This window comes from Bacteroides cellulosilyticus DSM 14838 (assembly GCF_000158035.1).
GTDB lineage: Bacteria > Bacteroidota > Bacteroidia > Bacteroidales > Bacteroidaceae > Bacteroides > Bacteroides cellulosilyticus.
Genome location: NZ_EQ973495.1, coordinates 492,014 through 513,375 on the forward strand (window position 1 = coordinate 492,014; position 21,362 = coordinate 513,375).

Annotated in this window: 10 protein-coding genes and 1 pseudogene; 4 read left to right on the forward strand and 7 right to left on the reverse strand. The window is 44.7% G+C overall.

All coding sequences use genetic code 11. From position 1 onward, the window contains the following. Window positions 1–100: 100 nt before the first annotated feature. Entirely contained in the window at window positions 101–1,651 is a 1,551-nt protein-coding gene (locus BACCELL_RS24200; RefSeq protein WP_007214781.1) for an ATP-binding protein, read from the forward strand. Between the two features lie 42 nt (window positions 1,652–1,693). Here the strand turns inward: BACCELL_RS24200 and BACCELL_RS24205 are convergent, their stop codons facing one another. The 6 genes from BACCELL_RS24205 to BACCELL_RS24230 form a co-directional block, all read right to left on the reverse strand. Further along, a complete protein-coding gene (locus tag BACCELL_RS24205) occupies window positions 1,694–4,168 on the reverse strand; it encodes a glycoside hydrolase family 2 TIM barrel-domain containing protein (RefSeq protein ID WP_007214782.1) in 2,475 nt (824 codons plus the stop codon). 9 nt (window positions 4,169–4,177) lie between these two features. Then, entirely contained in the window at window positions 4,178–5,242 is a 1,065-nt protein-coding gene (locus tag BACCELL_RS24210) for a glycoside hydrolase family 53 protein (RefSeq protein WP_007214783.1), read from the reverse strand. Between the two features lie 12 nt (window positions 5,243–5,254). Next, window positions 5,255–6,979 carry a DUF5114 domain-containing protein gene (locus tag BACCELL_RS24215; protein WP_025726260.1) on the reverse strand — a complete coding sequence of 575 codons (1,725 nt, stop codon included), beginning with the start codon at window positions 6,977–6,979 and terminating at the stop codon, window positions 5,255–5,257. 15 nt (window positions 6,980–6,994) lie between these two features. Further along, window positions 6,995–8,566: a RagB/SusD family nutrient uptake outer membrane protein gene (locus BACCELL_RS24220; protein WP_007214785.1), complete on the reverse strand. Its 1,572-nt coding sequence runs from the start codon at window positions 8,564–8,566 to the stop codon at window positions 6,995–6,997. A 24-nt stretch (window positions 8,567–8,590) separates the two neighbouring features. Continuing rightward, window positions 8,591–11,560 (reverse strand): SusC/RagA family TonB-linked outer membrane protein, encoded by a 2,970-nt coding sequence (locus BACCELL_RS24225; protein WP_007214786.1) that lies wholly within the window; start codon window positions 11,558–11,560, stop codon window positions 8,591–8,593. 78 nt (window positions 11,561–11,638) lie between these two features. Continuing rightward, window positions 11,639–14,206, reverse strand: a complete 2,568-nt coding sequence (locus tag BACCELL_RS24230; protein ID WP_007214787.1) for a glycoside hydrolase 5 family protein — start codon at window positions 14,204–14,206, stop codon at window positions 11,639–11,641. Window positions 14,207–14,462: 256 nt separating this feature from the next. Here BACCELL_RS24230 and BACCELL_RS27840 point away from each other — a divergent pair, with 256 nt between their 5' ends. From BACCELL_RS27840 to BACCELL_RS24240, 3 genes and pseudogenes are all read left to right on the forward strand, one after another. After that, window positions 14,463–15,116, forward strand: coding sequence for a hypothetical protein (locus tag BACCELL_RS27840; protein WP_007214789.1), 654 nt, complete (start codon window positions 14,463–14,465; stop codon window positions 15,114–15,116). A gap of 260 nt (window positions 15,117–15,376) precedes the next feature. Next, window positions 15,377–16,579, forward strand: a pseudogene (locus BACCELL_RS27845) (sensor histidine kinase); the annotation flags it as partial. 67 nt (window positions 16,580–16,646) lie between these two features. Next, window positions 16,647–17,129 carry a PepSY-like domain-containing protein gene (locus tag BACCELL_RS24240; protein ID WP_007214791.1) on the forward strand — a complete coding sequence of 161 codons (483 nt, stop codon included), beginning with the start codon at window positions 16,647–16,649 and terminating at the stop codon, window positions 17,127–17,129. Between the two features lie 11 nt (window positions 17,130–17,140). On the opposite strand, the gene BACCELL_RS24245 is transcribed toward BACCELL_RS24240, so the two are convergent. Then, a complete protein-coding gene (locus BACCELL_RS24245; RefSeq protein ID WP_044154358.1) occupies window positions 17,141–21,157 on the reverse strand; it encodes a hybrid sensor histidine kinase/response regulator transcription factor in 4,017 nt (1,338 codons plus the stop codon). Window positions 21,158–21,362 lie beyond the last annotated feature (205 nt).

Sequence of the window (21,362 nt, forward strand, 5' to 3'; positions counted from 1 at the left end):
AAATTTTGATGCGGTTGCCCTGATTAAATTTCCCTTTTTAATACTGAAAATAGAACATAAATAAGTACTTTTGTGTATTGATGTATAAAAACAGGCAAATATGAGCAATAAGATTTATCCCATAGGAATACAAAATTTCGAAAGTCTCCGTCAGGATGATTATTTCTATATTGATAAGACGGCATTAATTTATCAAATGGTAAAAACCGGCCGTTATTACTTCCTGAGCCGTCCACGTCGTTTCGGTAAGAGTTTGCTCATCTCAACACTGGAAGCATACTTCCGGGGGAAAAAGGAACTGTTTATGGGACTGGCAATAGAAAAGTTGGAAAAAGACTGGATAAAGTATCCGATACTGCATCTCGACCTCAATATTGAGAAATATGACGCACCGGAGAGTTTGGATAATATACTTGAGAAGTCATTGGTAGCGTGGGAAAAACTCTACGGCGCCGAACCATCCGAACGCTCCTTCTCCCTGCGCTTTGCAGGTATTATAGAACGTGCCTGCGAACAAACCGGGCAACGCGTAGTAATTTTGGTAGATGAATACGACAAGCCTATGTTACAGGCTATCGGTAACGAAGAGCTACAAAAACAATTCCGGAATACTTTAAAGGCATTTTATGGCGTACTCAAAACGATGGATGGCTGCATCAAGTTTGCCCTGCTGACGGGAGTGACAAAGTTTGGAAAGGTCAGCGTATTCAGTGATCTAAACAACTTGGACGACATATCAATGCGGAATCAGTACATTGAAATCTGTGGGGTTAGCGAACAGGAGATTCATTCTAATTTGGAAAATGAAATCCATGAATTTGCAGCTGCACGGGGAGTGACGTATGACAAACTCTGTGCCGAACTCAGAGAAAACTATGACGGTTATCATTTCACTCATAACTCTATCGGTATATACAATCCATTCAGCCTTCTTAATGCCTTCAAATATAAGGAATTCAGCAGTTATTGGTTTGAGACAGGAACGCCTACCTACTTAGTGAAGTTACTAAAGAAGCACCATTACGACCTGGAGCGGATGGCACATGAAGAGACCGATGCCCAAGTGCTGAACAGCATCGATTCTGAATCAACCAATCCCATTCCGATGATTTATCAAAGCGGATATCTTACCATCAAAGGATACGATGAACGCTTTGGTATGTATCGCTTAGGTTTTCCCAACCGTGAAGTAGAGGAAGGTTTCATCCGTTTCCTATTGCCTTTCTATGCAAATGTCAACAAAGTAGAAGCTCCGTTTGCTATTCAGAAATTTGTTCATGAAGTGGAATCGGGAGATTATGATTCCTTCTTCCGCCGCCTGCAAAGTTTCTTTGCAGATACCACTTACGAAGTAATCCGCGAACAGGAACTGCACTACGAAAATGTACTCTTCATTGTTTTCAAATTAATAGGTTTCTATACCCAAGTGGAATATAAGACTAGCAACGGGCGCATCGACCTCGTATTAAAGACAGACAAATTCATTTATATCATGGAATTCAAGTTGAAAGGTACTGCCGAAGAAGCTTTGCAGCAAATTAATGACAAGCGTTATGCACTTCCTTTCGAGATGGATGAACGAAAACTATTTAAAATAGGAATAAACTTCAGTGAGAAAACCCGGAACATTGAAAAATGGGTGGTAGAATAAAAAGAGGGCATCACCTCATTTGAAAGTGACGCCCTCTTTTCTTTACTCTCTAACAGACCTCAGCACAAGCTTACCAGATTTCACCCCTTTAGCCTTAGCCTCGAAAATAATTTCACCGGGCTGTTCGGTCATTTGAACAATGGCTGTCAGCTGACCACTGAAAGCGGGCATCTTCGGCAAGTGGAATAAATCAAGTGAAGTTGCATCTCCATTAGCGGCAGCACGATAACGCCCCGCGCCTTTCACCGTAAAGTTTACAAGACGATTATCAGCAGGACAAAGGTTTCCGTCTTTATCAACCACACGAACAGTGATGTATGCCAAATCTTTACCATCGGCAGTGAGTTGGTCACGGTCAGCAATGACTTCCAGATGATGAGGTTTGCCGGAAGTACGAACTACTTTTTCTTCAGCAGGTTTGCCGGAAGCATCGTAAGCCACCACTTTCACTTCACCCGGCTCATAAGGAACGTCCATCCACATCAGGCGGTAACGACGCTGGAGGGCAAGTGTATCTTTGTCCTGAATAGCTTTACTCTCTTCGGCTGTCAGTTTATGCTGTTTACCATAGCTTTTTCCATTAACGAAAAGTTCGGCAGCAGGATAGTTTGTGTAAACAAAGACAGGAGTATTCTCTCCTTCCCTACCCGGCCATGTCCAGTGAGGAAGTATATGGAGTGTATTCACATTCTTATTCCAAAGACTACGGTACAGATAGTAGCGGTCTTTTGGCAAACTGGCAAGGTCAATGATACCAAACAAAGAGCTATGACTTGGCCATGCATCCGTATCATAAGGAGAAGGCTCACCCAGATAATCGAATCCTGTCCAAACGAATTGACCGATAGTCCAGTCATAATCATCCGCTAAAGCAAAATCTTCATCTGGAACATTAGACCAGGCACAATGCTCCAAGTCATATCCGGAAGACTGGTGATCATCGTACTTCGCATCCCCGCGTTTCTCTACAGGAAATTTATATACGCCACGAGAACTAACGGTAGAGGATGTTTCAGAACCAAGTACTATATTCTGCGGCAACAGTTCATAAGCTTCCAGATAACGGTGTGCGCGATAATTAAAACCGGGCACATCAATCATGGCGGCAAAACCATTAGCAAGAACACAAGTCACCTGATCCATGCCGCAAGTAACAGGACGTGTCGGATCTTCACGATGACAGATATCCTGCAAGAAAGAAGCGACTTTATAGCCTACGGGACTACATTGGGTAGGAACTTCATTACCGATACTCCACATTACGACACAAGGATTGTTGCGGAACTGATGCAACATATTTATCATATCACGTTCTGCCCACTCGTTGAAATAACGGTGATAGCCATTCTCACATTTGGCAATGTCCCATTCGTCGAAAGGTTCCAGCATCATCATAAAACCCATTTCATCACAAAGTTGCACTAACTCCGGTGCCGGCATATTGTGAGCGGTGCGGATGGCATCACAACCCATATCTTTCAGCATCGTAAGTTGACGGCGCAATGCAGCAACATTGATGGCAGCGCCTAACGGACCAAGATCGTGGTGATTGCACACCCCCTGGAACTTGCGATGCTTACCGTTCAGGAAAAATCCTTTGTCGGCAATGATTTCTATGCTGCGGATGCCGAAACGAGTAGTGTATTCATCCGTTTGCTTGCCATCGGCATAGATTTTAGAAACAGCTTTATATAAATAAGGTGTCTCCGGCGACCACAAGCAAGGAGCATTCACCAGGAAGTTTTGTTCAAAAGGCTGACCATGATTAATCTTACGGGTATTATCCTTCGTTGCAACGACTTTCCCATCGGGAGAGATTATCTCTGTCACGATACGGATATCTCTTTCTTCATCATTGGCAATAGTGGTCAACAGACGTACTGAAGCATACTCATCAGAAACATGAGGAGTAGTCAGCTGAGTACCCCATACAGGAACATGTACTTTATCGGTACTCACTACACGCACATTGCGATAAAGTCCTGCGCCAGGATACCAACGGGAAGATTGTGGTTTATTTTCCAAACGCACGGCAAGCGTATTGTTTTTACCGTCTTTATTCAAAAGTCCGGTGACATCACAATGGAAAGAATTATAACCAAATGGCCAGAAGCATGCTTCTTGTCCATTGACATATACACGGGCTTCGCTCATGGCACCATCAAAGACAAGTGTCGTCTGTTGATTGACGGGGGCATCGAACCTAGTACGATACCATCCGATGCCAACATAAGGAAGTCCACCGGTACGTCCGGTCTTGACGGAAGCTTTCTTCTCGAAGTTCTGCGTTACCGCCACTTCCTGCAAATCGTTGCTGCGATCGAAGGGACCAAAAATGGCCCAGTCGTGAGGCACGGTTACGGTTTCCCACTTCCGGTCGTCAAATTCCGGCTTCATGGCTTCCGGAGCTTCCCCCTTCATGAACTTCCAGTTCTTTTCAAGTAGATACTCACTGCGCTGAGCATGCAGGGAGGCAGCGAGTAAGGTCATTAAGAATAAAGTCGATAGTTTTTTCATTATGGTATATTATTGATTAAATGCGTCCATTGCAACGGTCGGTTTGCCACTTTCATCAAAAGCACCTAATGTATAGCCATTCCAACCACCATAAGATTGAGGTTCCCAGTAGAAGACACCCAAACACTCATCTATAGCCTTCGATTGAGCTATCAGTTCGGTCAGGAACTCTTTCGACGTTGCGGCCTCATCCCATGACATGCCGACTTCACAAATCATCACTTCCTTGTTGTAGCGACTTACCATATCTTTCATATTGGCGATACAAGAAGAAGTCATCGTCTTCCAAGTATCCGTACCCGGATAAAGGGACATGCCGATCACGTCATATTGAGCATTGTTCTCTTTCAGTACATCGAAAATCCAGCGATACAGATTGTTATCGTCTCCTCCTTGCAAATGAACAATCACTTTGGCATTAGGGAACACTTCTTTCACAGCCACACAACCGGTAGTAATAAAGTCTGAGAAATTCTTTTTATTCTCAACATATTCCACGCCATTACCACCCATGCCACCACTTACAGCAGCATCCGTATCCCACAACATACCGGGGCCTGTTTCATTCCCCACCTGCACCCATTCGGGAGTGATGCTTTTATCTTTCAGGGCACTCAGCACATCCTTAGTATGAGCAGTCATTGCCGCTTTCAATTCATCCAAAGACAATCCTTCCCATGCGGCAGGTTTGTGCTGACTTCCCGGATCTGCCCAAACGTCACTATAGTGGAAATCAATCATCAACCGCATCCCCAGTTGGTGAGCACGCCAGGCTTTCGCCAGTACGTCATTCTTATTACACCAACCATCCGAAGGATTCACCCATACACGCAGACGAATAGAGTTCATTCCCAGATCGCGCAGTAAAGTCATGCACTCCGTTTCACGACCGGAGGCTGTATAAAACTTCTTTCCTGATGCTTCCATCTGTGTCAACCAACTGACATCGGCACCTTTGGCAAAGCCGGTCATATCATAAATCGGTTCTTCGGGGAATGTCGGTTTATCGTCGTCACTGCAAGCGGCGGCTCCCAATAGGAGCAAGCCGGCTACTAATATATTCATAAGTTTCATAATTTCTCTCTTTTATTCAATGGTATAGGTTGCATGAATTAAATCTACGGTCAGAGTATATGTACCCGGAGCCAGTGTGGCATCATCTGTAATGCCATTGCCTTTGTAATAAAGCTTTCCACCATTTCCGCCATATACATAATCCCAGTTATTATCGAACAGGTAAATCTTAAAGCCCCAGGCTGACGGCTGTGTAATAGTGATACTGCCACTGAACACACCGGCGGTAGTTGCGGCCGGCAGTGGTTCGAAAGTCCACGTTTCATCTTCCAGTTTATTAAGACCGGCAACGTAAATTTCACTACCTAAAGCCGTTAACTTATAAGTTAATGCTTTCAGCGATACATCAAAGAAATAAAGACCGCCATCGGGAGCCGGGATATTATTCTCAGTACCAAAAGCCAATGTTCCGGCATTAGCATCTCCTTCACCCAATTTATAAACATCTCCCCAATTTCCATCTTCAATGGCAATCTGATATCCCCAGGGGGAATTGACATCCGCCACTCCTGCATATCCCAAATTATCTTCATCGTAAAGACGTAGATGATTATCGAACGTCCAGCTATCTTCACCCTCACTGATACCCAGCATATAAAGGGTTTCTCTTACCGGTTCGGGTTCGGAACTGCCACTGGTCACTTCCGCCTTCCACTGTTTCGGATTACTCAGGTCGATAACCAATGTGCACTCTCCCGCAGTAGCAACATTTACCGTAATATCACCTGCCTGCCCGCCAAAGGTAAGATTTTCTCCGCTTTGTACAAAGCCTACAGGAGTTTCTATTCCGGGATTCTCATCCGTATCAGACTTTTCCGTCCCGGTAGAATAGTCATATAGTCTGCCGATACCTGAAACTTTCAGATTTACATTTCCGGCTTGCGCAGCATTGAAAGTAAGCGTCCACTTCACATTCGCACGGTCGAAAGTCATTTCACCTGCAACGTCACCTGCAACGGTCAAGGAAGGAATATAAAGTGCCGACCAGACTTTCTTACTGGTATTTACATCTACATAGTAGCAGCCGCTCCGTCCCGGGAACCAGAAGTTCCAGCGCTTGTCAGAATCATTTTCAGAAGACATCAGGAAAGCTGTTCCGGTTACACCGTCATTTCCCCAAATAGTACCGTCACCTTCTTTCAGATAGTAATTGTACCAACCGGAGACTCCCATAAAACCTACATAATCACCATTGGAAGCAGCCGAATAAAGTGTCAGTCCGGTATCAGCCTGTTTGGTATCGAGAACGTAACCCACACTCATATCAATGGTGTAAGGGGTAACGGATACAGTAACCGTATTACTGTAAACCGGCTCCATATTGCTTCCGGTCTTCGACATCAGACGGAAATAAAATGTATTGGCTACATCCGGAGTAGCCCCTAGATTCTTGGCTACCGTATTTAAGTCAGCACCCGTATAAACTTTAGAAAGGGAAGTTTCTACAGACTCCACCACCGCAGACGAAAAGTCACTGGCAGTAGATGCCTGTAAAGTCATCGTTATCAAATCGGGAGTTGATACATTCGGATCGCTGACAGCCAGATTGTCCCGCGTCCATGCCAGTGACAGAACAATATCCTTACTGTTATCCTGTGACAGAACGACTTCACTTTCCGAAGCCATCAGATCACCGGCTTCTATACTATTCAGATATATTTTGTCTCCATCCTTCTCGCAAGCGACAAAGCACACAGCCGCTACCAGCAAAAAGAGGAAATTAGTTATTGTCTTCATAATCTTCATAAGGTATTAATAGTTTTCATTGTATAAATTAGGATTTGCCGTAAGGTCTGTAGTCGGAATAGGATAGATATTATACTTACTATTAACTGCACGACCGTCTTTCACTCCACCTTTCCACTGCCACAGATAACTGGAAGTAGTAAATTTATCATAGCGAATCAGGTCCGTACGACGTGTACATTCCCAATAAAGTTCACGGGCGCGTTCATCAAGGATAAAGTCCGGAGTCAGTTCGCCGCTGGTGACAGCACCTGCATCGCTACCGAATGCACGCTCACGCAATTCGTTCACGTAGCCCAGTGCAGTAGTAACGTCACTACCGGAACCACCGCGTACCACGGCCTCAGCCAGCATAAGATATACATCGGCCAAACGGAACAACGGAAAATCTGTATTCACTCCACCGTCTACTGTATTCGAAGCAGCTTCTCCGGCATCAGTCAGGTTCGTCCACTTCTCCACAAAATAACCATTACTCTGGTTGTCTATCACATCTACTGTCTGAGTTTGCCCTTCGGTAAAGAACATGGCACGGCCATCACCCTCCTGAAACAACGCAGGAACTTCGCCACGAATGCGGAACATTCCCCATGCACTGGTCACACCGTATTTCTCCGGTTTCTGATAATCGGAAGCATTGCTTACGGCACCGCAGATAATATAGGTAGTACTTCCCCAGGAAACTGTACGTGCAGCATCTACCGGCAATGAGAAAATGATTTCATTGGTACGTTTGTCATTATCAGCATTGAAAAGCTTTGCATAATCATCTTCAAGAGTATAACCCGCCTTAATTACCTCTTTACAATAGGTGATGCAATCCGTCCAATGTTCATTACCCGTATATATTTTCGCATTCAGATAAAGTTTAGCAAGCAAAGTGTAGGCAGCTTGTTTACAGGCGCGGCCATACTCGCAAGCATTGCGGTCCAGCAAATCAGTATCGATATCTTTCAGTTCGGACTCGATGTATTCAAACACTTGTGTTCCGGTGTAACGAGGCGGAAGGAAGCTACCCACCGGATCGTTTTCTGTTACGAACGGGATATTGCGGAAAAGATCGAGTGCATGATAATAGGCCAAAGCACGGATAAAGCGAGCCTCAGCACGGTAATGGCGGATGTCTGCCTGTTCGCTTTCAGTGAACTTGGCAATCTGATCATCACCCGCATTGCGCAGGAATTCGTTACACAAAGCGATAGTATAATAGATACGGTAATACATATCCGATACCCAGGTATCATTAGCATCCCAGGTCAGATAAGTAAGATCACCTACCTTATCACCTTCAAGCCAGGTAGATGCCAGTTCATCGGTGCCACACTCCTGCAAATTGAAATAGCAACGCATATAATCCTGACCGTTATTACTACTGAGATCAGCATTGCCACCGCCTTTTTCCTGTCCGGCAGTAACAAAAGAAACATAGAGTTTGCCTAATACGGCTTTGTAGTTGGCGGCTTCTGCATATACATCGGCAGAAGTGGTTTCTTTGTGCGGCAACTGATCAAGATCGCCCACACAAGAAGAAAAAATGAAGGTACTTATGAACAGTACGGAATAAAATATCTTTTTCATTGTTTTTTCAGCTTTAATGATGACTTAGAATTCAAATCCCAGACTCAGTGAATAAGTGCGCGGACGCGGATAGAAAGATACATCCATACCGTTAGGCACTTCCGGGTCGACACCTGTGTACTTGGTAATGCAGAATACGTTTTGTACCATTACACTGGCATTCATACTGAACCACTTGCAAATACGACCGAAGTTGTAAGCCAGTGACAGATTATCCATTTTCAGGAAAGAAGCATTCTCAATGTAGTAATCTGACAGATACTGGCGATTCTGAAAACCAGTCTTCAGGTAACTGCTATTAAGATTATTCAACTGATATGTATTATAGCTGACAGTACTCCATGCCCCGGTATTCATAGCCATACCATTATACACATAGTTTCCTACATTGGCACGAAGACTGGTGCTCAGTGTCCACTTCTTATAACGAAGCGAGGTACTGAAACCATAGATAAAATCGGGAGCCGGAGACTTGTAGCGATAGAGATCATTACTGTCTATCACACCGTCATCATTCAGGTCGGCATAGGCACCTTCAATGGGTTTACCGGTTTTCTCATCATAAAGTTGATGATATACATAGAACATATAGGGTTCATAACCTTCACTCAAGACCTGGAACTGATAGCCGTCAATCCACGGACCTACCGCTGTGTTGGTAACGGCACTGCTTTCTACAAGTGAGAGGTTCTTTACTTTCATCTTCTGCCAGGTCATATTGAAGCTGATATCCCAGTTCCAATCCTTAGTTTGTATCGGAGTGGCATTCAAGGTTACTTCAATACCTTTACTATCCACATTTCCCACATTGGTCAATATAGTCTTATCGAAAGTACTTCCGGCAGGGGCAGCTACGGTAGCAAGCAGGTCTTCGGTCTTACGCGTGTAGAAATCAAAACTACCACTGATACGGTCTTTCAGGAAACCAAAATCAAAACCGGCATTCCAGGAAGTAGTGGTTTCCCACTTCAGATCGGAAACATAGGCTTCGGGACGATAAGTATTGATAAACTGATTACCAAACTGTACTTCCGCACCAGTTTGACTGTAAGTATAGACAGGCAGATAATTATAGTTGCCGATGCCATCCTGTTGTCCGGTGACACCATAGCTGGCACGAAGTTTCAAATTACTCAACACAGTGTTATCTTTCAGAAAAGCTTCTTCGCTCACTCTCCACGCCAGAGCAACGGAAGGGAAAGTACCCCAGCGGTTATCTTTGTTGAAACGTGAGGTTCCGTCACGGCGAACAGTAGCTGTAAGCATATAACGGGAATCGAAGGTGTAGTTCAAACGGGCATAATAAGAAATAAGTGCATGCCGCTGGTCGGTAGCTGCGGAAGTACTTTGTACAGCTCCCAGAGTGTTCAGTTCACTATACAACGGGGAAGTACTTTTCCAGAACTGATAATCATAACCGACAGTGGCATCGATATTGCTTTTCCACGAGTCAAGGTACTTATTATAGTTAAGATAAGTAGTCAGCAAGCGGTTGGTGTTCTTTTGCGGTCCATAACTGTAATCACGACCACCGGTAGTGTAGTACTGCATAGCCTCAGCAGGAACGTAAACCTTTCCCTTACCTTCTGCATAATCGTAACCCAATGTAGCATGAAATTTCAGATCAGGCAGGAAATGTACCCGGTAATCCACATCCGCATTGCCCACAAAGCGGGTAACTTTACTAGTTGATTTATTTTGCTTGATATAGCCCAAAGGATTGAGAACAGCAGCATTTACCGGCTCACCCACATTGTCGAGTGCTTCCAGATATCCGCCAAAAGCATGGTTACCGGAATAAACAGGTAAAGTGGGATTATAGGTAGCAGCAGCCCAAATAGCACCGGTTTCGGCAAAACGGTTGTTATTGACAGAGCCTTTTACATTAACATTTACTTTCAAGTGGTCGTCAAAGAAGCTGGGAGACAGAGAAACACTACCCGTGAGACGTTCCGCCTTGTCAGTTTTCAATAAACCGCTCTGGTTATAGTAGCCGATGGAAACTCGTATCGGAAAATTCTTTGCCAAACGTCCGGCAATGCTGACGTTATTATCCGTTCCGAAAGCATTCTGGTAAATCTGATCGTTCCAGTCGGTATTGGAAGTACCCAGCAAAGCACGCTGTGCATCTGTACCACGACTGTTGATCACATCTACAAACTCGTCATGCGAAAGCATATCGGCAAGTTTCGTACGAGTTTGTATGGAGTTGGTAGTACTGAGACTTACTTTCATACGGTCATTGCTGCCTTTCTTGGTAGTGATAATGATGACACCGTTCGAAGCACGTGAACCGTAAATGGCAGTAGAAGAAGCATCTTTTAAGATGGTCATACTTTCAATGTCACTCGGATTAATCAAACTAAGAAAGTTTCCGGTATTGCCACTGATACCTCCTGCTTCGAGGGGTACACCGTCGAGGACGATAAGCGGATCGTTCGAGGCGTTCAGCGAAGCACCGCCACGGATACGGATGGTACTTCCGGCTGTGGGTGAACCACTATTACTCATAATCTGTACACCGGATACTTTACCGTTAATAAGTTGTTCAGGCGAGGAAATCAGTCCGGAATTAAAATCCTTACTACTGACATTGGAAACAGAACCGGTAAGGTCGCTCTTGCGTTGCGTACCGTAACCAATGACAACGACGTCACTCAACATCTGTGCATCGCTTTTCATTTTCACATTTACAGTGTTACCGCTTGGCACAGGTACAGTTACAGTTTCATAGCCTACATAAGATATTTGTAAGGCGGTAGCTCCCGAAGGAACAATGATGTTGAAATTTCCATCAAGGTCGGTGATTACACCCGTACTGGTACCTACTACCAGGATACTGGCACCGATTAGTGGTTCGTTCGTGTCGTCTACAACATGCCCGGTTATTTTCTTTCCCTCTTGTGCGAAGGCCGGGCTGACAGTTCCTAACAATGCGATACACAGCAGGCAAAAGAACGCTGTGACGCGAAAACTTAAGATTTTGTTTCTCATACGTGGTATTTGTTTTAAAGTGTTACATAATCAAATCTAAAGAGATGTGTCATCTGCGGATGAAAAATTGTAGTTATTTTATTCAAGCCAGATACTCCCTATCTCTATTTCCGCAGTCTTTTCAGCAACTCCGTCAAAAGAGAGTTCAAGAGTTTCAATCCCCTCTACCCTGAAAGGTATTTCAGTCTGCGGACGGAAATAATGATCAAGGAAGACCGGATAGGCGTGGGGAAGCAAAGCGGTATTCGTTTGTTTTAAATCCTGCAAGGGTACACGAATGATACCATCAGTCGCAACGGCACACGAAGCAAGATAGGTATACCCGTCAGAAGTAATGAAGCCGGCTTTTAGTCCTTCGGGAATCTTTTTTGCATGGATACACAAAGTATGGCAGGAAGCGAGTCGCTCAGGGCGTCCGTTTATATCATCCTTAATATAGCAACGAAGAACAAAGACGGGTACCTTATCTTTAGACTCGAAGGTGATGCGCAGGGTAGGCTTCTCTGTCGGTGCATTTTGTATTAATTGCCGGTTCGTACGGCTCCATTCGGGCATAGTATATGTTTCCAATTTACTGTCAGCATCCACTATTTCCAGCAGAGACAGTGATTTTTCAGGAGCGACTATGTTGGTTTCCCACAGGGTAGCCGAAGTATAGTCCCAATCCAGTGGACTCCTGGCTACTCCCGAAGGAAACGTTTGTCGCTTATCGCCTTGACAAACAACGATGTTATACCTAAAACAACCCTCTTTTATCTCTGTAGCAGGTACGGTAGCACAATAAGTGTAACCGCCTGTATGATTCATTTTCAGATAAGGATTCTTTTCATTCCAGAAAGATATCTTATCTGTGTAGATAATAACGGAATCGGGCATTTCATGGCCTGCCACAATGGCCTCTATCTGTAGTTCTTTACCGGCATCTACTGTCTTGGCAGGAGAATGAGTAACAGTAAAACCTTTATTATCAGAAATGGATGGACGTACATATTCACCAAGAGTAATATTCTGCCAATGGACATCAGCAGTCCATTTACCGGAAGCAGATATACCTTCACGCTGTAACAGATAGACACCCGGACGAAGGGTAGAAATCTTACCATTCGCAGCTTGTGTACTGAATGTATTTCCATTATTCAAGCCGTTCACCCGGAATTGCTTACCTAAATCAGGTAAATTCAGAGTCATATCCCATGCACCGGAAACAATGCGCATTACTTCTTTATCCAAAGAAGGCTTTGTAAACGGATCACTAACCTGTACGGCATCGGGCATTACTTCCAAACGCCAAACACCCTCTTCCAAACGATCCAGCCAATAAACTCCCGTACCTTCATAATTCACCACCGGAGATTTGCCACAACCTGCAATTGCGCGAAGCTGAGAAATATCTTTCGGACGGGTTTGAGTTGTATTGGAATAGTAGAATTTCTCTCCGTCATTCAGTTCGCTTAAATCCTGCACATAGCTGACACGGAAATCATTGAATAATGTATCTGCCGGATAATTGCCAAAACTCTCTCCTCTGCCCACTTTCTGCGCCGCTTCTGCGGCAATCATCAATCCGATAGCCTTATTCGGGGTGTATGCTACATTCAGGTAATGAGTCTGGTATTCAGTATTGTAGGCCGCCATGTCGATAGGATCATAAGCAAACTGAGTAATCCACTGGAAACCGGCTGTACGGAAAGTGCGTACAGTGGCCGGATACATATAGGAATAAAGAATATCAGCGGGATCAAATTCATAAACCATACGGGCCTTCTTATCGAAACCTTTCAGATTAGAGAAAGGAATATCATAACGGTCAACGAAAGGCAAGAAGTTCCCCTTGCGGGTATGTCCGGATACAAGCCCAATGGGATACCATTGATAGGTAGTACCTTGTATAGCTGTAGAATAATAAGCCTCTACCACATGCTGGTTATGGCTGACATTGTAGAACACCGGTTTGCGGTTGCCTGCACGTTTCAGGGCGGACAGCATCTTATTTATGTAATTACGCGTTTCGACTACAGTGCCGGGATGGCAAGGCTCATTGTTTATTTCAAAGCCTACGATATAAGGATCGTCTTTGTAAGCATAACCTGTATAAGGATTCACGTGGCGTACAAGAGCAGCAATATACTTTTCCTGTGCAGCAATAGCTTCAGCATCGTTGTGAACGGCACATTTATCATAATGAGATGAAAAGCCACCGGTGGGTTGGTTGCGTTCCGGATAACCGTTGCCAAAATCAGTCTGTGCCGTGATAACGGTACGGATACCACGTTCCTGTAATTTATGGATAAGGTAGTCCAATAATTCCAGGTGTTCATTTTCCAGCAAGTTACCTTCTGCATCGGAAATTTCTACGTCCCAGATGTGAATACGGTAAGCATTCAGTCCCAAACGTGCCATGTGATAGACATCACGGTCGATAGCTGTTTTACGGTCCACTCCCAGATAGCCCATCGCCCGATAGGCATGTGCAAAGGGTAAGGTATAGTTCACACCAAAGAAAGAAGCTTCTTTCTTCGTATCCGACCAACGCATGACGCCGCTGGCATCTACATAAATAGTAGGAACGCTTTTTTGTACTTTGTTCTGTGCCGGAGCAACTACTGCCAGCAAACAAATAATCAAGGTAAGAATGTGTCTCTGCATGTCATCAAATTCAAGTTGGTTTTTCTTGACGGCAAAAGTAATGGAGGGCTATTATTTGTCAAAGCAGATATCGGACATAAAACAACACAAAAAGGACATGCATTGATTATCAGTGATATCCATAGGCAAATTCCGAATTAGAATATAATAACAACCAGAAACAATTAATCGGACGAACTGGTATTTTTTCTCCAGATTCTTGTAATTATTAGGCATAAAGAAGTATCTTTGGCGCATTCTTTATACAAGAGATTAAATGAGAAGACACACCAACATACTAATTTTGCTGCTCCTCACAGGACTCTGCATTTCTGCAGGGGCGCAAAATAATCCCTATAAGATAGACGACTCATTATATCCCATCTTCCAACGTGCCATCAAATGGCGTACTCAGCCCCAAGGACTACTTATTGCTGATACGCTTTATGCGGAAGCCACGCAAAAGAAAGACAAGAAAGCACAATGCCTGGCGTTAACAATCCCTGTCAGCTTTTATCTGAGTACCAATAATTATGAGAAACTGGAACAAGCAGCAACCCGAGCTAAAGAAGAAGCAAGAAAAAATAATTATCTCCAATATTATTATTCTGCCTGTACCAACGAAATAAACTGCCTGTTGAATAACGGACATTCATTGCGAGCCCTGCAAAAAGCTGAAGAAATGAAAATACAGGCTTTCAAAGATCAGCACGAGTATGGGATATTTTCGTGTATCTTCACTTTAGGGAACATTTACTACATGCGTCAAAACAGGGAAGTAGCCACAGAGTACTACAAAAATGCGTTGGAATATATGCTAAAGAACCTACCCGATCAGGACCCGACATATATGTATATAAACCTTTCTGAATATTATCGGGATAAAGGCGAAGGTGAAGTGGCTTTGGAATATGCAGAGAAAGCTGACTAAAGCCGACTAAAACCAATGAAAGTCGTGTAGCCTCCCTGCTAAATAAATGCGAAGTATTGTATTCCATGAAGCGTATTAATGATTTTAATGCTTGTTATGATGAATGCACGCAGGTAATAGAACAATATGGTGTCATTCGCAAGACAGCCGTACAACGCCTGCATATCTATAAACTCATTCTAAATAAAAATTACGATCAGGCACATACTGAAGCGGATTCCCTACGCAATTTATTGTCAGCCAACCAGATGCATCATGAAATATATCTGAAATCAGGAAACTATGAAAAAGCTTATATCTATAATAACTGGCTCCACAATTATCAGGATTCTGTCAACCGTCAGGTACAGTCATCAGACATCGCCGAACTAAATGCACGTATAGGTACTGAACGCATAAAATTGGACGCCAAAGCCCTGGAATATCAGAATACAGCACTCAACCTGAAGAATACCCAGCTGGAACTGGACCGGACAAAGTCGCAGTCTGAACTGGAAATGATGAATATCGAGAATAGTAAGTTAGTACTGGAAAACCGGAATCTGGATCTGGCACGCCTCAATGTAGAAGCGGAAAAGCAAAAAGCCATTTTAAAAGAGCAACAAAGCGCCTCCCAACATTACATCGTAACCCTCAGTCTTGTGCTCTCATTCTTGTTTCTTTTCACCTGCTTCCTGATATTCTACCTGTACAGACGCCGTAAAACAATGGCTATCCTACAGGAGAAAAACGAAGAGCTCACCGTTGCACGCGATCATGCTGAGGAATCGGACCGGATGAAAAGCTTCTTTATACAGAACATGAGTCACGAAATTCGCACACCACTCAATGCCATAGTCGGATTCTCACAGGTATTATCTACTCCGGACATAGAAGTTGACGACGAAGAAAAGGAAGAGTTCAGCATGCTCATCCAGCAGAATTCCGAGTTGCTGACTACACTGATCAATGATGTCCTCGACCTTGCCAGTCTGGAAAGTGGTAAATACAGAATGCATTTGGCGCCCCACCGTTGCAATGAATTATGCCAGGTAGCAATGGTTTCCGTTGTGCATCGTAATCCGAAAAAAGTGAAGTCTTATTTCACTTCCGATGTGCCGAATGACTACCTGTTTGTAACGGACAAAGAACGCTTGCAACAGGTACTTATCAATTTCCTGACCAATGCGGAGAAACACACGGAACGGGGTGAGATTCACCTTCATTGCTCTCTTACGGAGAATCCGGGAAAGATAACCTTCTCCGTTGCAGATACCGGTCCGGGGATTCCGGCAGACCAGGCAGATTGCGTTTTCGACCGGTTCAGCAAGCTGGATGAATTCAAACAGGGCACAGGACTCGGATTGAACATCTGTTCCATCATTGCCGGACGCCTGAAAGGGGAAGTGAAACTGGATAAGAATTATACCGGAGGAGCACGTTTCCTGTTTATACTTCCGCTCGACAGTGTGCCTGATAAATAAAGTTCTGCTAAACAAAACTCACCACTCGTTGTTCTTTTCGAAACGATAACAATCTAATGAAGGAACAATGAAAAAGTTGACGTATCCTTTCTTGCTTCTGATGCTCCTGACATCAGTTCCGGCCCTGGCCGATTATGCGCCTGTCAATGTGCAGACAGCACTGAAAAAGATGTATCCTGCCGCCAAGGATGTTGCCTGGTCACGGGATGAGACTTACTATGTAGCGGACTTTATACAGAATGGTTTCGACACAAAGGTCTGGTTCAACTCCGAAGCGCAATGGGAAATGAGACAGATTGACTGGGAAACAATGGATGAAGTGCCCAATGCCGTGTACAATGCTTTTGCTGCAAGCGAATATTCCGATGGAATGGTGCAGGGAGTCACCTTAGTTCAGTTTCCCAAACGGGAAGCGGTGGTTTCTGTAATTGTGGGAATGGCGAATACACAGACCAGGTACCAACTACTGTTCACCCTCGACGGTGGACTGGAGGATGAACGCAATGCAACCTATTTCAATAACCTGCTTGGCGCGGAAGTCTTCTTATAAAAGCCCCCCCTTCAGACATACTGCTTCGGCGTCACCCCAAACTCTGCCTGGAAGCATTTAGAGAAATAGGAATGATTGGAGAAACCGACCATATACATCACTTCAGCCACAGTAAACTTCTGCTGTTTCAGCAGCATAGCCGCCTTTTTCATACGGATGGACTTAATGTATTCCACAGGTGTCATACCCGTCAGTTGCTTTATCTTGCGATACATCTGCTTGTTATTAATATCGGTCCATTCACAAAGGGCATTCACATTCAGTTCGGAGTCCGAGATATGTTCTTCAATCAGATGAATCACGTTTGCCAGAAACTTCTCATCATAAGAAACCGCCTCTATCTCCTTCGGAGTGGAAAGAACTTCCATACGGGCTTTCGCCTCATGCGTCTCCCGGCTATGTAATAACTGCTCCACGCGCGAAAGTAAAATATCCGGTTCAAAGGGTTTAGGAATGAAAGCATCTATATGTAACTGGATACTTTCAAGCTCTGTTTCCTTATCACTTTTTGCCGTCAGCAAGATAATGGGAATAGTAGATGTGGGAATATTCTTCTTGATATGACGCACCATTTCAAGTCCATCCATTACGGGCATCATGACATCAGCTATAATCAGATCGGGCATTAATTCCATAGTGAGTTCCATACCTATCTTACCATTATCCGCTAAACGGCAACGATATTTGGTATGCAGTATCTGATAGATAAACTCTGAAACCTCCGGAGTATCATCCACAATCAGAAGCAATGGTGCGTCCGAAGCGGGCATACCTGTATCTGGAACCACAACTTCAACTCCGGCAGCGACAGGTTCGATATCAGAAGAAACAGTTTCCGGAGAAACCTCTACGGCAGAGTGTTCCATAGCAATCACCGGAAGGGTCAGCGTAATGGTAGTACCTTTATTCTCTTCTGAAGAAAGTTGAACATTACCACCATGCAGTTCCGTATAAGTCTTTACCAAATATAGTCCGATACCCGTTCCCTCCTTTTTGCCTGCCGTCTTGGGAGACTGGAAGAAACGCTGGAAAACATACGGCTGATCCTGCCGGGGAACACCTATACCTGTATCGGATACAGAGATATGCACCTCTTTATCAGAAGCCTGCAAACGAAGCGTTACCTCACCCTCTTCCGGAGTGTACTTCACGGCATTGGACAAGAGGTTATCCAAGATAGATTCCAGTTTTATGGCATCCATCTGTATGTATATCTTTTCACGGTCGGTATGAAAATGGAAAGTTAGTTTCTTCTCTTTCGCCTTCTCCTCTGCATACAAAGCAAATAAGCCACGCGCAAAAGATACCAGTTCGATTTGAGAAAGTATCAACAACGTATTGTTGCCACTATCCACCCGGTTGAAGTCTAATCCCTGATGAATGAGTGAATTCAGCTTCATGGCATTTCGATGCACCTGCTCCAGTTGTTTCTTCTCCTGCTGATCCTTGATACCGGGCAGCAACTTGCTGATAGGGGCGATAATCATGCTCAACGGAGTTTTTAGGTCGTGGGAAAGGTTGGTGAAGAACTCCATTTTCGCCTGCGATTGTTCCAAAATTTTCTCCTTCTCCATACGCTCCAGCTTCAAACGATTCTTAACGCGGAAGAAGTTGATGGTCCAGACCACCAGTATCAGACAGAGCAAGACATAAAGCGCCTTGGCCCACGGAGTATAGTACCAGGGGGGAATGATATGAACCTCCAGTGTATAAGCCCGGTCCGATGGTTTTCCATAAGCGTCCAACTTACTCACCAACAGACGATAGTCTCCATAACTCAGGTTATTGTAAGTGATACGGTTCGTATTCGCTTTCAGCAAGTTCCACTCACGATCCACACCTTCCAGACGATATACAAGTTTGCTTTTTTCTTCAAGAGAATAAGGCAGGTCGGAAAGTTCAAAGGCAAGGTTATTCTGGTCATAAGCCAGTTCTATTCGTTGCGAGTAGCGGATACTTTGTTCGGGCAATGAGGAAGTGCCGGAGCGTCCGGTACCGGAATGTGAAAGATCAGTTTGTGAGATATTGGGCTGATACAGTTGGTTGTTGATATAAATGGCAGTCAGGATAAGCGGCTTTTCGGTGTGTTCCGCCAGCAGAGCTTCCGATGAAGATATGGCAAAGCCATCTGCCGTACCCAAGTAAAATTCTCCGCTTGTCCGGTCGAAGAACATACTGGTGAAACGTTTATCAGTGATATTCAGCCGACGGATTTCCAGCGTTTGCTGGTCTGCCACCCAGAAACCGTCGGTAGTAGATATCCATATTTTTCCGTCAGCCTCAGCCATGGAAAGTATTGCATAGTGATTGTACTCATCGAAAGGAAGCATACGGATACTATTGTTATCAGGCTGTACACGCATCACACCACCGGGAAAGCCTATCCAGATATGACCGTCTTGGGCAGAGAGGATGAAGTTGGGGGTTCTTTCGCCTGTCAGCTCGTCCGGGGCAATATGGGTTATCTCGCCTGTGCGGGGATTTATCTTCTCGATGCTATTGGCACTGTTGTACAGCAATGCCCATACATTCCCCTCACGGTCGGGGATTAGCTGGTTGATGAACATACCCGAAAGACCGTTGTGTATGGAATACGTCTTCTCTGCCATATAGGGACCACCGGAAGAACGCATTAGGTTCTGTTTGTCTACCACAAAAATTCCACCGAGACAAGTGGCTATCCAGAGTTTCCCTTCCCGGTCTTCAAATAAATGATACGCCCAGTTGGCATTGTAGCGACGGGTGCTATCCACAATGCTATAATGGACGAACTGGCGGTTCTTCGGATCATAACGGCTGATGCTGCCATCGGTAGCCACCCAGAGTTGCCGCTCCCGGTCTTCATAAAGATGGCGTACCCGGTTGTGCGACAAGGGATATTTCCGATCACCCATTTTATACCAGGCCACATCTTGTTCTTCACCCAGGGGCTGGGTGAAACGAATCAGTCCGTTAGTTCCGCCAAACCAGTAAGTTCCGTGTGTATCGCGAAGCATGGAATAGAACTGGTTCCCCTCTCCCGTTCCGGTGATTTGTGAAATGGGGATATAACGCAACGCATTGTTATTCCGTGACATGGAAATTCCGTAATCCGTACCCAGCCAGATGTTATGTTCCCGGTCGGCAAAGATAGTCCAGATGATATTATTGGAGAGTGATTGCAGATTTCGGGAGTCGTGGACCACGTGCAGCAAAGGTTCTCCTTCCTGATATACATACAAACCGTTGTCCGTACCCACCAGCAACTGCCCACTGCCATCCAGTGCCAATGACTTGACGGAATTATCGTGGAAAGCATCAATCCGCTGAGTACGGCCGTCGGCAGGCGTATATCTGAAAAGACACCCTTCCGTACCGATCCAGATGCAGCCGCGTGCCGTATCTTCCAGTAGGGAATTGACAAACTGATTGCTCCGGTTGCCACTGAGAGGCAGGTCTATTTCTTCAAAATGCCGGGTAGCGGGGATATAGCGACAGAAGCCGTTATAGGTACCGATATAAAGAAGCCCGTCCGAAGAGCGGATCAGGGAATAGATGGTCTGGTGTGGAATACCTTCGGTAACGGCAGAGAGTTGGTGGTCGTTCAGCGAATAGGTATAGAGGCCGTTCAATGTTCCCAACCACAGCATACCGTCGTGTACAAGCAATGCACGGATATCGGTCGGAAGTTGCGTTTCCGGTTCTTCGTAGGTATCTGTGCGATAGTTATAAACCAGCAGACCATTGTCGGCACCCAGATAAAGATAGGTACTGTCTACCACTGTACCGCAATAAATCTGCGTATTGTTACGCTTGGCGAAAGTGAAATGTGGCTGCGTGGAATAACCGTCATAACTGAACAACCCTTTATTGGAACCGATCCATATCAGTCCCTGTGTATCTTGCAGGAAGCAATTGATTACAGAGGCTTCCGTCCCCAGACTGATATTATCGAACAAGCGATAATCCGGTTTCTGTCCGGACAGCTTAACGGGAAGCGTTATCTGCAAAAGTATAAGTAGAAGAAGAAGAAAAACAGGTCTGCGCATACACTTCGGTTTGTTAAAGGTCGGGGACAAAGATAAAATTAATCTGTAACAAACGCCCTGCACCTTTCTAAAAAATTACCTAAAACCACTGGCATACAAAATTCATAATGGTGGGGAAGCAAGGCGAAAGCCCCATAGCCTACGAAGAAAATTCATTGGCTACAGGGCGGTATCGCATACTTTATAAAAATTCTACAAAGTTTCA